At 60.0% G+C, this 14,072-nt stretch carries 12 protein-coding genes; 4 read left to right on the top strand and 8 right to left on the bottom strand.

The features are described from left to right. Nucleotides 1-100 precede the first annotated feature (100 nt). The 3 genes from R3D65_RS11215 to R3D65_RS11205 all read right to left on the bottom strand — a co-directional run bounded on the left by R3D65_RS11215 (nt 101) and on the right by R3D65_RS11205 (nt 3,789). Entirely contained in the window at nt 101-1,318 is a 1,218-nt protein-coding gene (locus tag R3D65_RS11215) for a PLP-dependent aminotransferase family protein (protein ID WP_371275301.1), read from the bottom strand. A gap of 175 nt (nt 1,319-1,493) precedes the next feature. After that, entirely contained in the window at nt 1,494-2,513 is a 1,020-nt protein-coding gene (gene ilvC / locus R3D65_RS11210) for a ketol-acid reductoisomerase (protein ID WP_371275300.1), read from the bottom strand. A 526-nt stretch (nt 2,514-3,039) separates the two neighbouring features. Continuing rightward, a complete protein-coding gene (locus tag R3D65_RS11205; RefSeq protein ID WP_371275299.1) occupies nt 3,040-3,789 on the bottom strand; it encodes a pyridoxine 5'-phosphate synthase in 750 nt (249 codons plus the stop codon). A gap of 104 nt (nt 3,790-3,893) precedes the next feature. Here R3D65_RS11205 and R3D65_RS11200 point away from each other — a divergent pair, with 104 nt between their 5' ends. Together R3D65_RS11200 and R3D65_RS11195 are read left to right on the top strand one after the other, a co-directional pair. Then, nucleotides 3,894-4,298, top strand: coding sequence for a hypothetical protein (locus R3D65_RS11200; RefSeq protein ID WP_371275298.1), 405 nt, complete (start codon nt 3,894-3,896; stop codon nt 4,296-4,298). A 222-nt stretch (nt 4,299-4,520) separates the two neighbouring features. After that, nucleotides 4,521-5,894: a hypothetical protein gene (locus R3D65_RS11195; protein WP_371275297.1), complete on the top strand. Its 1,374-nt coding sequence runs from the start codon at nt 4,521-4,523 to the stop codon at nt 5,892-5,894. Between the two features lie 96 nt (nt 5,895-5,990). Here the strand turns inward: R3D65_RS11195 and R3D65_RS11190 are convergent, their stop codons facing one another. Next, entirely contained in the window at nt 5,991-6,431 is a 441-nt protein-coding gene (locus tag R3D65_RS11190) for a group III truncated hemoglobin (protein ID WP_371275296.1), read from the bottom strand. 140 nt (nt 6,432-6,571) lie between these two features. On the opposite strand from R3D65_RS11190, the gene R3D65_RS11185 reads away from it, so the two are divergent. Next, nucleotides 6,572-7,699 carry an ATP-dependent RecD-like DNA helicase gene (locus R3D65_RS11185; protein ID WP_371275295.1) on the top strand — a complete coding sequence of 376 codons (1,128 nt, stop codon included), beginning with the start codon at nt 6,572-6,574 and terminating at the stop codon, nt 7,697-7,699. Nucleotides 7,700-7,797: 98 nt separating this feature from the next. Here the strand turns inward: R3D65_RS11185 and ilvN are convergent, their stop codons facing one another. From ilvN to R3D65_RS11165, 4 genes are read right to left on the bottom strand one after another with little or no spacing between them, the layout of a single operon-like run. Beyond that, nucleotides 7,798-8,370, bottom strand: coding sequence for an acetolactate synthase small subunit (gene ilvN, locus R3D65_RS11180; protein ID WP_371275294.1), 573 nt, complete (start codon nt 8,368-8,370; stop codon nt 7,798-7,800). Between the two features lie 12 nt (nt 8,371-8,382). Next, entirely contained in the window at nt 8,383-9,291 is a 909-nt protein-coding gene (locus R3D65_RS11175) for a DMT family transporter (RefSeq protein ID WP_371275293.1), read from the bottom strand. Continuing rightward, nucleotides 9,288-9,866 carry a hypothetical protein gene (locus R3D65_RS11170; protein WP_371275292.1) on the bottom strand — a complete coding sequence of 193 codons (579 nt, stop codon included), beginning with the start codon at nt 9,864-9,866 and terminating at the stop codon, nt 9,288-9,290. The genes R3D65_RS11175 and R3D65_RS11170 overlap by 4 nt, the downstream gene beginning before the upstream one ends. Beyond that, nucleotides 9,859-11,610 carry an acetolactate synthase 3 large subunit gene (locus R3D65_RS11165; RefSeq protein WP_371275291.1) on the bottom strand — a complete coding sequence of 584 codons (1,752 nt, stop codon included), beginning with the start codon at nt 11,608-11,610 and terminating at the stop codon, nt 9,859-9,861. The genes R3D65_RS11170 and R3D65_RS11165 overlap by 8 nt, the downstream gene beginning before the upstream one ends. Before the next feature lie 348 nt (nt 11,611-11,958). On the opposite strand from R3D65_RS11165, the gene R3D65_RS11160 reads away from it, so the two are divergent. Continuing rightward, a complete protein-coding gene (locus tag R3D65_RS11160; RefSeq protein ID WP_371275290.1) occupies nt 11,959-14,031 on the top strand; it encodes an ATP-binding protein in 2,073 nt (690 codons plus the stop codon). The last annotated feature ends 41 nt before the right edge of the window (nt 14,032-14,072 follow it).

The following is a 14,072-nucleotide window of genomic DNA, read 5'->3' as shown; positions in this document are numbered from 1 at the left end:
GGTACGGCCAAGATGGGTTGGGACGAACCAGACGCTGTCCCCGGATGGGACACCCACGTCATCCTGTCGCACGGAAACGGCAAGATCGGCACACGCCAGTTCAAACCGGGAGCGACCCCTTGACGAGCGCACCCAGGCGCTTCATCCCCTCGTCAATCATCGTTTCCGTTGCACAGGAAAACGACAGACGCAGTGTGTTCGCGCCCGAACCATCGGCGAAGAAAGCCTGACCGGGAACGAAGGCAACATTCGCTTTCTGAATGGCTTCCTCCAGAAGGCGCGCACCGTCGAGCCCCTCCGGAAGCGTCACCCAGATGAACATGCCGCCCTCGGGATGGGTCCAGGTGACGCCATCGGGCATCTCCCTCTTCAGCGCCGCAAGCAGATGATCCCTTCTTGCAGCATAGACAGTCCGCAGCCTGTCAACGTGTTCGGGAAAGATCGAACGCGCGACATGGTTCATGGCTGCCTGGTTGATCGTGGATGTATGGAGGTCACCAGCCTGCTTGAGGATGACAAGCCGCGAAATGACATCGCGGGCAGCACAGACCCATCCGATCCGCAACCCCGGAGCCAGCATCTTGGAGAACGAACCGCAATAGATCGTTCGGCAAAGATCGATATTGCCATTTCGTTCGATTTCGAGGGCCAGCACCGGTGGAACGGATTCGCCGTCGTAGCGCAGGGCCTGATATGCCCCGTCCTCGATGATCGCGATATCGAGTTCTTCAGCCAGATCGAGGACACGATGGCGCTCCGCCAATGTCATGGTCTGGCCGGTGGGATTGGCGAAATCAACAGACATATAGGCAAACTTGACCGCCCCGCCCCGCGCCTCGGCCAGATCGCCATAGTCACTTCCGGCCCGATTCCCCATCGGCTCCAGCCTGTCGAAGAACGGCTCATAGGCATTGAAGGCCTGAAGGGCACCCAGATAGGTTGGCCATGAGACGAGCGCCGTATCGCCAGGCGAGAGAAACAGCTTGCCAAGAAAATCCAGGGCCTGCTGGGAACCGGAGGTGATGACGATATTGTCGATCGTGCAGGCTACGCCAAGGGACGCCATCTGCCCGGCTATCCATTGGCGAAGGCCGACATGCCCCTCCGAAGGAGAATATTGCAGCGCTTCCGCGCGGCTCCCCTGTACAAGTGCAGCGCCATAGGCGTCACGGAACGCGGCTGCCGGAAACAGGTTGACGTCGGGAATCCCGCCGGCAAACGAAATGATGTCCGGCCGGTCGAGCAGTTTCAGCAGTTCACGTATTTCAGAAGCCTTCATCCGGCTTTCCCGGGAGGCAAATCGCGTCTCTGTGGCCATGGCGGGCTCCTGCGCAACAAAGTGGCGTGGGATATGCGCCCAATGGCAATTTATGTCAATAGTGCTGACCTATTTGCAAAACAAAACACACTCCGCCTGAAACGGCAAAGGGCCGTGACGTTTCCGCCACGACCCTTCCTGCAATTTTTCGCCAGTCACTAATACTTCGGCGAAATCAGTTCTTTTCCTTGTCCACCAGCTTGTTGGCGGAAATCCACGGCATCATGCCGCGCAGCTTCTCGCCAACTTCCTCGATCTGGTGGCTGTCATTGACACGGCGGATACCCTTGAAACGGGCTGCACCGGAATGCCACTCCTGCATCCATTCCGAGGTAAACTTGCCGGTCTGGATATCCTTGAGGACACGGCGCATCTCGTCCTTCGTCTCGTCGGTGATGATCCGCGGACCGGTGACGTATTCGCCCCACTCTGCCGTGTTGGAAATCGAGTAGTTCATGTTGGCGATGCCGCCCTCGTAGATCAGGTCCACGATAAGCTTCACTTCGTGCAGGCATTCGAAATAGGCCATTTCCGGCGCGTAACCGGCCTCGACCAGCACCTCGAAACCGGCGCGGATCAGTTCGACAAGACCGCCGCACAGGACGACCTGTTCGCCGAAAAGGTCGGTTTCACACTCTTCGCGGAAATTGGTCTCGATAATGCCCGAACGACCGCCGCCGACCCCGCAGGCGTAGGAAAGGCCAAGGTCGAGCGCATTGCCGGATGCGTCCTGGTGGACGGCAACAAGGCAAGGCACGCCGCCGCCCTTGGTGTATTCACCGCGAACGGTGTGGCCGGGGCCCTTCGGCGCAATCATCAGGACGTCGACGCTGGACTTCGGCTCGATAAGGCCGAAATGCACGTTCAGGCCGTGAGCAAAGGCAATCGCTGCGCCATCGCGGATGTTGCCGGCGATTTCATTCTTGTAGATGCCAGCCTGCAATTCGTCGGGAGTGGCCATCATCATGAGATCGGCCCAGGCTGCGCCCTCGGCAACGCTCATGACCGTAAAGCCATCGGCTTCGGCCTTTTTCGCGGTGGCCGAACCTGCACGCAGCGCGACGCGTACGTTCTCGGCGCCCGAATCCTTGAGGTTCAGTGCATGGGCACGGCCCTGCGAGCCATAACCGATGATGAGAACCTTCTTGCCCTTGATGAGATTGAGATCGGCGTCGCGATCGTAGTAAACGCGCATGAGTCCCGTCCTTTTGTCTGAAACGGCCGTGACAAGAGCCCTCCCCCGCCCGGCCTGATGGTCGAAAAAATCCGCGCGGTTTTAGCGGCATCGGATGGCCATGGCAATGGCAAAGCCGAACGCAGCGTCACGCGGAACCTTGCCGGCGTCGCAAGGCCGACAGGCCAGCGGCAACATGTCTGCAACCGGCAGTTCTAAGGCAGCTTCCGCACGTAGGCCTCCGGTCCGGCCGGCTCCTTCTTGTCGACAGCGCGGTCTAGCCGTTCGAATGGAGCCCGCAGATCATGCCCGAGCATGGCAGTCGAAACAAACATGCCAAGACTGACGAGTGCGGCAAGAATACCGTATTCGACCGTTGTCGCCGCCGCTTCAGACCTGCCAAGGTCAATACACCGTCTGAAATTGGAGCGCATGGGAACCCTCTCCGGCCACAGTTGGACGGGCCGGAGAAGAACGGTAAAAATCAGAAGTTCGTGCGAACAGCTTGTTCCCGCCATGCGCGAGCCGGGTTGCATCCAGCGAAGGATCAGCCCGGTTCAAGAGCGTTCAGAAACCGCCGGACAGTTTGCGCCATGCCGAATTCAAGCGCGTCAGCGGTCAATCCATGCCCGATGGAAGCCTCGCTCAGCATTGGCAATGCCCGCACGAGTGGCGGGAGGTTGGCGACCGTCAGGTCATGACCTGCATTCACGTCCAGCCCTGCCGCCTGCGCCAACAGGCCAGTAGCCTCCAACCGCGCCAGTTCTGCCGTTGCCGCCGCCGGATCGTCATGGCAGGCGCCATAGGGACCGGTGTAGAACTCCAGCCGGTCGGCGCCGGTTTCCCGTGCCGCCGCTACAAGATCCTCAGACGCGTCCGGGTCGCAGAACAGCGAGACCCGCATGCCCTTCCTTTTCAGCCGCGCGACAACGGAGCGGAGCATGTCGCGCTCGCCTATGAAATCCCAGCCATGATCGGAGGTCGGCTGAGCCGGATCATCGGGCACCAGGGTGACTTGTTCAGGCTCGGCCTGCTCGACAAGTTGCAGGAAATCCGCGGTCGGATAGCCTTCGATATTGAACTCCGCGGATGGAAATTCATCGTCGATCAGTGCGCGAATGGCAGGCACATCGGAAAACCGGATGTGACGCTGATCGGGACGCGGATGCACGGTCAGACCATGGGCACCGGCTTCAAGCGCAACTCGTCCCAGCCCGGTAACGCTTGGCCATGGCAGGTCGCGGCGGTTTCTGAGCATGGCAATGGCATTGAGGTTGACAGAGAGATTGGCGGGCATGGATTTATCTTCCGGCTGCGACATACAAGAGGGTTGGTCCTTGCGGTTCGCGAAACTATTGTAGCAGCGTCGTCCGACGCAACCGGTTTCAAACGAGTGTCCCGATGTTTCAAGCGAATGTTCCCTCAAGCAAGGTCGATGAACACCTCCTCCTTGCCGGCGCTGCGTGGCTGGTTGCGTCTGTCGTGCTCGCGATCATTTCCGGCATGACAACCTCCCCGATGAGCCTTCCCCATGCCTATGCCTTCATGGCCGGTTTTTGCGGCTCGTCGGTGATGGGCCTGACCTATCGCCTCTTTCCCGGCATGAAGGCGTCTCGCATGGCAAAGCCCCAGCTCTGGATCTGGGAAGCGGGTGTTGCCCTGCTGGTCACAGGCCGCACATTGCAGGACCTGGATCAGGGCGACGGCGTGTTTCAATTCGCCTCGATCGTGGCGGGTTGCGGCGCGCTGCTTTTTGCCGTGAATGTCCTGAGAGGGCGAACAATTCGATCCCAGGTCCAGCCCTGATCGACTTGCCGCACCGCCAGATTTGCCGTCGTTCAATATTTGTTGACCAATAACGGCGAACCTCGGTTCTGGTATTAATCCGTTGGCTTGAGTTTCACCCTCAAGGGTCAAGCTTACGGAACTTGCGGGAAAGAGGGTCTGGGCATGTCCAGGTTGACGGATCTTTTGGGTAGAGCGAAGTCGAAGACAGATGTTCCGTCCTACGCGACGGAAGACAAGGCAATGCTTCGCAGGCGGATAAGTTCGATCCTGGCCCGCCCCACGCGCAAGGAACTGAATCCGCCTGACCTCGCGCCGCAGGATACGGCGCTTGACGGTATTGCCGAACAGCCTCCGCTGACACCGCTGAACGATGAAACCGCCTGGCAAGAAGAAATACGCAACGTCTCCGGGGATCAGGTTGACACGCGATCCGGACCCCAGGCCGACGAAGTCACTGTACCCGGCGATGTCGGCATTGCGGATACCGGCATTGCGGATACCGGCATTGCGGATGTCGGCCCGCGGGACGAAACGGACGCAATGCCTCCAACTGCGCCCGACGGGGCCGATTTCGACATGGACGGCAACGGCGACACGCTGGAAAGCTTGCGCGATCGCCTGAGGGAACGGCTCGAAGCCCTTCGCCATGAGAGCGGCGAAGAAGAAGTACCGGCGTCCAGAGACAATGGTGACCCGGCGCCAACCGGCAACATCGCGGACGGTTCCACCGACGACGCAAGCCCCCCGATACCGGCTGCATTGTCGGACGTCTTGCCCGCACCTGCGGATGAGAACACCCCGTCCGGTACTGATTCGGAAATGGAAGCTGCCGGTTCTCTTCACGCCGGCAACGGCGCGCCGTCATGGTCCCGCGACACGATCGACCTACCGCCATTGGCTCCGGATTCGCAAGGTCTTCTGGTTTCCCATGAAGCCACAGCCATGCAGACCGCCGAAACCGAAGCAAACGCGGTGGCCTTGCCCTTGCACGACGAAGAAGAAAGCGACGACAGCGCTCTTCCATCCGGGCCGGAGCAGGATACCAGGGTCGCGCCTGTCAAATCCATCCTGCTGCCCGCTTCACTGGCAGATCAGAATGATGGAGAACGGGCAGCGGAACTGGCGGTCAAGGTTGCCGACTACCTCATGTTCGATGCCGGCTACTATCCGGAGGAATTGCCGAGAGCCGCAGTCATGCTGTGGTGCATGGATTTCCTGGTCCGGAACGTGGCGGAAAACGGGCTCGGTGCCTTCGTCTACAATGCCTGGGGCCAACCGGACCTCTGGGCGGCCTGTTCAGAGGGACTGAATGCCTGTGGAGCCATCCGGCACCTGGAAGCCTTCGAGGCGCTGAGCGAACTCTTGGTTCACGATGGAGGCCTGGCCGTGGAGCTTTCCGGGGACCCGGCTGCCGGATCGGATGACCAGAACTTCGCCCGGATCGAACAGGAATTCATGGAAGCGGAGAATGCTGCGCCGCTCGCCAAACAGGCCGGTGACTGGCTCCTGACGCAGGATAATATGGAGTTCGTGGACGATGCCCTGTTCCAGGAGTCCGTATCGGCATTGGGCGACGCTCCCGGCCTTGAAAGCCGCCGCCACGAAGCGACCTGATACCAATAGGCTATTCGTTTCGCCAAGCGACCGGTATTTACAGTCCTGCAATCGGATCGCCACCGCCACGGAACATGTCCGGGAGCAGCAAGGCCGCTAGTCCAGCCATACCGGCGGCCGCTTGAATGGTCCGCCGAAGCGGGAAAGCCAGAGGCTGCGGCCGATGCGCCGGGCTGCGGAAATCACGTGCGGCGCAGCTTCTGGATGAAAGACGCGCCGGACTGTTTCTTCAAACAGTTTCAGCCATATCCTGAAATCGTCCTCACGCAACTCATTGATCGTCATGTGGACAGCGACCGGCTGCCCGACATACTCGCCGGACTTCAGCAAAATGGATCGCCAGAAGCCCTTCATCCGCTCCAGATGCGCATCCCAGCGCCCCTGAACACGTGCCTCGAAAAGCGGCCCCAGCCTATGGTCGGTACGAATTGAAGCATAGAATTCCTCGACCAGGGCAGAAATCTGCTCCGGCGTGATTGAGGCGAATTTCGGCTCGGGAACACGTGGCGGGCGGCCACTGAGAGGCGCAATAGTCATGGTAGCTGCAAACTGGATTTGAATACTGAATTAACCTTTTCTATTTACTACCATATACAACCCTAGTTGGCAATCTCAAAGCTGCGACAATCGAGAGAAACCACCTCGCCTTTGTGCGCCGAATCGGGCAGTGAATGGGCATGATTTTTTCTCCGGAACAGGATGAGGCGCTCAAACGCGTTGACGACTGGTTGAAGGAAGGGCGCTCGCCACTCTTCCGCCTTTTCGGTTATGCCGGCACCGGAAAAACAACCCTTGCGCGCCATTTCGCGGAAAACGTGGCCGGAGATGTCCAGTTTGCGGCGTTCACGGGCAAGGCAGCGCAGGTCCTGCGGTCCAAGGGCGCAACGAATGCGCGCACCATCCATTCGCTGATCTACCGGCCCCGTGGCGAGGAAGCGGTCGAGGATGAAACGACGGGCAAGACTTCGGTCTCACCGACCTTCTCGCTGAATCGTCAAAGCGCCGTTTCACGCGCCAAACTGATCATCGTTGACGAATGCTCGATGGTGGATGAGGCGCTTGGCAGGGATTTGATGAGTTTTGGAACACCGATACTCGTGCTCGGCGACCCCGGACAGTTACCGCCGATCTCCGGCGGCGGGTACTTCACCGAACACGAGCCGGATTTCCTGCTGACGGAGATCCACCGCCAAGCCCGGGACAATCCTATCATTTCCATGGCACTTGATGTCCGTGAAGGCCGCGAGCTGATGCTTGGCGACTATGGCACAGCGCAGGTCATCTCCAAGGCGCAGGTCACGCAGGACCTTGTACTTGATGCCGACCAGGTGCTGGTTGGAACAAACCGCACCCGCCGCCGGTACAATGCACGGCTGCGGGAACTCAAGGGCTTTTCCGGATCTCTGCCCCAGGCGGGCGACAAGATGGTTTGCCTGCGCAACGACCCGGCAAAGGGGCTGCTGAACGGTTCCTTGTGGAAGGTCATGACGGCGAGCAGGGAAACAGTGAAGCCGGGTATCAATCTGCTGGTCTCACCGGAGGAGGATGATCCCGATCGCGGCGTTGCCAAGATCAAGCTGCTCAAGTCTGCCTTTGAGACGCCGGAGACGGAAATCCCCTGGCAGACAAGGAAGCGTTTCGACGATTTCGACTATGGCTATGCCTTGACCGTCCACAAGGCACAGGGTTCCCAATGGGACAATGTTGTCCTGTTTGATGAAAGCTACGCCTTTCGCGATACCCGTGCCCGCTGGCTCTATACCGCGATCACCCGAGCCGCGGAGCGTCTGACCATCGTGAAATGAACCGGCTTGCCGTGCCGGTCTGCTAGATGCGGGCGCCCGTGGAGCAAGTCATCCTCTCCGCGAGCTACCCCGGCACGGCACAGACAAACGGCCCGTCCCTACATTCCCTGATCGCCACGATTGAGCGCCGCAATGCCGGTTCGGCACACTTCAATCAGGCCAAGCGGTGCCATGATGGCGATGAACTGATCGATTTTGGAGGGTTTGCCGGTAATCTCAAAAATGAAATGCCCGACATTCGCGTCGATCACGGATGCGCGGAAAGCGTCTGCCAGGCGAAGCGCCTCCACCCGCTTGTCGCCGGCGCCGGCAACCTTGATAAGTGCAAGCTCCCGCTCCACCGGCTTGTCATTGCCCAGTTCACGCGCCCGAACCGTGAGATCGACCACCCGGTGCACCGGCACGATCCGTTCCAGTTGCGCCTTGATCTGGTCCAGGACATGCGGCGTCCCCGTCGTCACGATCGTGATGCGGGAACGATGCCGCTCGTGTTCTGTTTCAGAGACGGTCAGGCTGTCGATATTGTAGCCACGCCCGGAAAACAGGCCGATCACCCGTGCAAGCACGCCCGGCTCGTTATCCACCAGCACCGAAAGCGTATGGGTTTCCGGCTTTTCCATGCTCTTCTCGATGAAGTAGGCGGAACCGGTTGGCTGCAATTGCGCGTTCATGATCGTTATCCTTCAGGCGACACGTGATGGTTTTTGCGCCGATTGGCGCGCGATGACAAGACCGGTGAGAATGACGCCGAGCGCGGTCAAAGCCCGCGGATCGAGCGCTTCCCCCAGAAGGGCGACAGCCCAGACAATGCCGAACAGCGGCACCAGAAAGTTGACATTGCTGAAGAAGCCTGCGCCCTGGCGCTCAAGCACGATGAAGACAAGCAAGGACGCCATGGCCGTCGGAAACAGGGCCAACAGGACAACTACCGTCGTGCTTGCGCTGCCCGGCTCTATCGCTGACCAGTCTTCCGATAGGAGCGAGACCGGAAAAAGCGTCAGCGCCCCCGCCAGAAGCAGCGCCGCCGCGGCAGCCCTGCGCGGCTGGTGGAGCATGGACTTGGTCAGAACCGCATTGATCCCGTAGGAAATCGCCGCGCCGACAATGGCCAATTGCCGCACACCGTCATCGCCCAGCCGGTACAGGACGGATGGCCCGACGAGTATGGCAAGCCCGGCCAATCCGATGATTGCGCCAACGACCTTGCCAGCCGAGAGCGGCTCATCGCCCCCGGTAAAGAAATGCGCCAGCAGCAGCGTGGCCAGTGGCATGATGCCCATCAGGATGGAGGCGAGGCTCGCATCGACCACTTGCTGCCCCCACGCAATCAGGCTGAAAGGCAGCGAATTGCCGAAAATCCCGATCAGAAGAAGCATCCAGGCTGTCCGCGCAGACCATTGAATCCGCTCCCGCAAGAACAGCGCGATACAAAGCATGACCACGCCTGCGATCGCCAGGCGCACCATGCTCATGAAGGCGGGCGGGTAGTCGCCAACCGTCTGCTTGATGAGTGCGAACGAACCGCCCCAGAAAGCAGCGAGCAGAAGCAGGAGACCGTAGTCGATCCATCCGGGGAGTGCCCTTGATGTCATGACATGGCTCGAATGTGTGCCGGCTTCACGACCTGATGCAGGTACAGGCCGAACCGGTCGAACTCGGCCTGGTTCATGCCTTTGAGCTGCATCAGCGCGCCGATCCGTTGCGCTGCCCTGCGGGAAATGATGGCGCTTCGCGCATCGGCCTGCCGTCCGGCCGGTTGCGCCCGCCCCTCTTCAACGCTCTTCGACACGGCGAAATCCTGCGCGGCGCAGACCTTTGCATCGGCAATCGTGGCACGCGGTTCCTGTGCACGCTCATAGCACTGGAAAACGGCATCCATGGCCGCAAGCGTTCCCTGCGCCTTTTGCAGCCGCCCGATTCTCACGACAGCGGTGAGGACAGGATCGCTGCTGTCCCGTATGACAGGCTTGCCCGCCCTCTCGGCGACGACGCCTCCCGGCGTCGGCTGGAGCGACGCGACGCCTTGCCGCTCTGGAGCCGCGTTCATGGCTTCCGCCCGTGCCGATTCCAGTGTGGCTGACGTGCTGTTGCCGCCTGCCGTCTGGCAGGCGCCAAGCGCCAGCAGCAGCATGGATAGGAGCCAGCCGCGCATAGCCAAGTTACACAAGCGCCTTTCCTTCAGCGCCGATGGCATTGGCAACCGCCTCGTCCGTGGCTTCATCCGGCAGAAGCATTTCGTTATGCGCCTTGCCGGACGGAATCATCGGAAAGCAATTTGCCAGATTGGCGACTTCGCAATCGAAGATGACCGGCTTTTTCACATCGATCATTTCCTGGATGGCGTCGTCCAGGTCGCCCGGCCTCGAACAGCGAATGCCATGTGCACCGAAGGCCTCGGCCATCTTGACGAAGTCAGGCAGCGCCTCGGAATAGGAATGGGACAGCCGGTTGCCATGCAGCAATTGCTGCCATTGTCGCACCATGCCCATATAATGATTGTTCATGATGAAGATCTTGATCGGCGCCTCGTATTGCACTGCCGTCGAGATTTCCTGCATCGTCATCTGGACCGATGCATCTCCACCGATATCGATGACCAGCGCATCCGGATGAGCGATCTGGACCCCGAGCGCTGCGGGCAGGCCATAGCCCATGGTGCCGAGACCGCCGGACGTCATCCAGCGGTTCGGCTTCTCGAAGCCGTAGAACTGGGCCGCCCACATCTGGTGCTGGCCGACCTCCGTTGTGATATAGGTGTCGCGATCCTTGGTCAGTTCATAGAGCCGCTGGATGGCATATTGTGGCATGATGACCGTATCGTTCGTAGTATAGGCCAGGCTGTTGCGCGCCTTCCACTTCGCAATCTGCTCGTTCCAGGGTTTCAGCGCTTCGCGGTCGGCCCGCGCGGTCGCCCTCCACAGCCGGACCATGTCCTCAAGGATTCGTCCCGCATCGCCGATGATGGGAATGTCGACGTGAACATTCTTGTTGATCTGGGAAACGTCGATATCGATGTGGATACGCTTGGAGTTGGGCGAAAACGCATCAAGACGGCCCGTGATGCGGTCATCGAAGCGCGCGCCGATGCAAACCATCACGTCGCAATCATGCATGGCCATGTTGGCCTCATAGGTGCCGTGCATCCCCAGCATGCCCAGCCAGTGTTCACCGGAAGCCGGATAGGCGCCAAGGCCCATCAGCGTCGAGGTGATCGGAAAGCCAGTCAGATCGACCAGTTCGCGCAGCAGGTGACAGGCCTCGGTACCGGCATTGATGACACCGCCACCCGAATAGATGACGGGTTTCCTGGCCGACGCCATGAGCTCGACAGCCTTCTTGATCTGCTCGCGGTCGCCCTGCACCCGTGGCTGGTAGCTCGGTCGGGAAATCTGTTGCGGCGGCGTGTAGCGGCCTGTGGCGAACTGGACATCCTTGGGAATATCGATGACGACGGGACCGGGCCTGCCGCTGGTGGCCACCTTGAAGGCCTCATGCAGGACGCGCGGCAAGTCGTTCACGTCCTTCACCAGCCAATTGTGCTTGGTACAAGGCCGCGTGATGCCCACAGTATCGCATTCCTGAAAGCCGTCGGAACCGATGAGCGATGTCGGCACCTGGCCCGTGATGCAGACCAGTGGAATGGAATCCATCAGGGCGTCCTGCAAAGGAGTGACCATGTTGGTAGCGCCCGGACCCGAGGTCACAAGCACAACCCCTGGCTTGCCGGTTGAACGGGCATAGCCCTCGGCGGCATGCCCTGCTCCCTGCTCATGACGAACGAGAATGTGCTGGATTTTCTCCTGCTGGAAAATCTCGTCATAGATCGGGAGAACGGCACCGCCGGGATACCCGAAAACATGGCTCACGCCATTGTCGGACAATGCCTGCAGAACCATTTCGGCGCCTGTCATATCACGTCCGGCGCTTGTGTCGTTTTCCTGTGCCATGGTCAGTCCCGTCTCTTCGTTTCTCCAGCAGCGGCTGGTCGTTTAGCTCTAATCCGGCCAATAAAAAAGGCCCTTGGGAGGGCCTGGTGATGCGCATGGGTGGCTGTCGCCGGAGGGTTACGCCCTCCTGCCCATGCGCAAACGTACTACGAGAATGTTCGTCCGTGTTTTCATGGCTGATATTTATGCTTGAGACTGCATGGGCGTCAACCGCTCTTTTGCGATCAACGACCAACGGATTATGGCTGCCGGTGGTGCACAAGGCCTTAACCTCTTGGCCATATGCTTTCGCGGAAAAATCGGGGAAACGGAATGAATGACGTTGTTGCCGGCGGCGCACCAGCTTTCCAGGACAAGGAACCGAAAATGCCACTCGTTCGAAACAGGACGGAAGGGCATGTCATCGGCTGTGATGGAGAAAGGGCAATCATTGCCGCCGAAGCTGGCAAGCAGGCGGCAGGCTCTGACGATTATTGGGCCGTCGGGCAGATGATTTCGATCAGGGTGGGGGATTCACGCCTTGTCGGCCTGATCTTCCACGTCGATGTTCCCGGCAAGGCATGGCACGGCGAGACGAAGAACACCATTCATGTCCATGTCGAACTTGTGGGGCAGGTTTCTGCGGATAGTGACGGACAGCTTCAGTTCTCGACCGGCATCGCGAACTATCCCTTCATGGGTGCGATTGCACATCGCATCCGCGCGAGCGACCTGAAAGCGATCTATGACAATGTGGCGCCCAACGCCGTTGCGATCGGTGAGTTGACGCAGGAGCGCAGCATTCCCGCGCTGATCGATATCGACAAACTGCTGGCGCGCCATTTCGCGGTCGTGGGCACGACAGGCGTCGGCAAGTCGACGGCGGTCACCCTGCTGCTGCGCAAGGTTGTGGAGAAACGGCCGGATATTCGCGTTCTGCTTCTTGATCCGCATAACGAATTCACCACCGCATTCGCGGACAAGGCGATCACGGTCGATGCCAACCGGCTTGATCTTCCCTTTTGGATGTTCCGCCTTGAGGAGTTCGCGGAAGTCATCTTTCGCGGACGCACTGCGATCCCGAACGAGATAGACGCCTTGCGCGATCTCATTCCCCTCGCCAAGGAGCGGTTTCGCCGCGGCGAAGGCAATGCCGCATCACCGTCAATGCTGAAAAAGGACCGGGAGGTTACGGCGCTGACGGCCGACACGCCCGTTCCCTACCGCATGGTCGACCTGCTGCAACTTCTTGACGAGCGGGTGGGCCAACTGGATGGCAAGGCTGACCGGCCTCATCTTCGCGCGCTGCGGAACCGGCTGGAATCGCTGTTGAACGATCCGCGCTTCCGGTTCATGTTCGGCGCAAAGACTGTCAGCGACACGATGCCGGTCATTCTCAGCCACGTTTTCCGTGTGCCGCAAAACGGCAAGCCGATCTGCGTATTCGATATGTCGAACCTGCCTTCCGAGGTGGTGAATTCGGTTGTTTCGGTCTTCTGCCGTATGGCCTTCGACCTGGCGCTGAACTCGGATGGCGGCCTGCAAACCCTTGTCGTATGTGAGGAAGCCCATCGCTACATACCGGCGCACAACGAAAGCGGCTTCTGGCCCACCCGCCAGGCAATCGCACGCATTGCGAAGGAAGGCCGCAAATACGGCGTTTATCTGGGCGTCGTGACCCAACGGCCAGGCGAACTGGATTCGACCATCCTGTCCCAGTGCAACACGATCTTTGCCATGCGTCTCGGCAACGAAAACGATCAGGCCATCATCAAGCTGGCGATCACGGGCGCGGCACGTTCGCTGACGAACTTCCTTTCATCGGTCGCCAACCGGGAATGCATTGCCTTTGGTGAAGCGTTCCAGTCACCCATGCGCATGATGTTCGAAACGATCGCAAAGAAGGATCTCCCCGGGGCGCATATCTACGAACACCAGGCCAGGCTGCAAGCCGGACATACCGAAATCTCCCTTCCGGATGTCCTGCGCAGGATGCGCAACATGGCCGATTGTGAGGCCGATGATTTTTCCACGGAACTGTTTGATGCGCCGGCACAATCGGCCGGTGCCTTCGATCGCGAGGCCCTCCTCGCCGCTGTCACCACACGTTTGAACGCAGGTGACGACCGACGGGGTCTCAGGGAAACGGTGCCGCCTCCGGCGCGCCCTTCGCCCTCGGGCGGCATCGCGTCCAGCAGGGGTTTCCCTCAGGAGCGGTTCGATCCTGCCGGAGTCGAAAGGGACAGCACCAAATGGCGAAACGATGCCCGCCTTGGCTTCCGGCCAAATGACGGCGATGGCACCCGGAAACCGAGGACGAACGCGCCCGCGCCGGAGCCGGACTTGCAGGACGGTGATGGCAGGAAGGGTAACAGCCTTATCCGGGATTTCCGGTCCCGCCGCTGACCACCCTTTCGAGTTTCGGGATTCACGCTGCCGCTCGGCCA

This window comes from Zhengella sp., from assembly GCF_041397485.1.
GTDB lineage: Bacteria > Pseudomonadota > Alphaproteobacteria > Rhizobiales > Rhizobiaceae > Zhengella.
The sequence above is the reverse complement of the archived record's forward strand: the minus strand, read 5'-3'. Positions and strand labels throughout refer to the sequence as shown.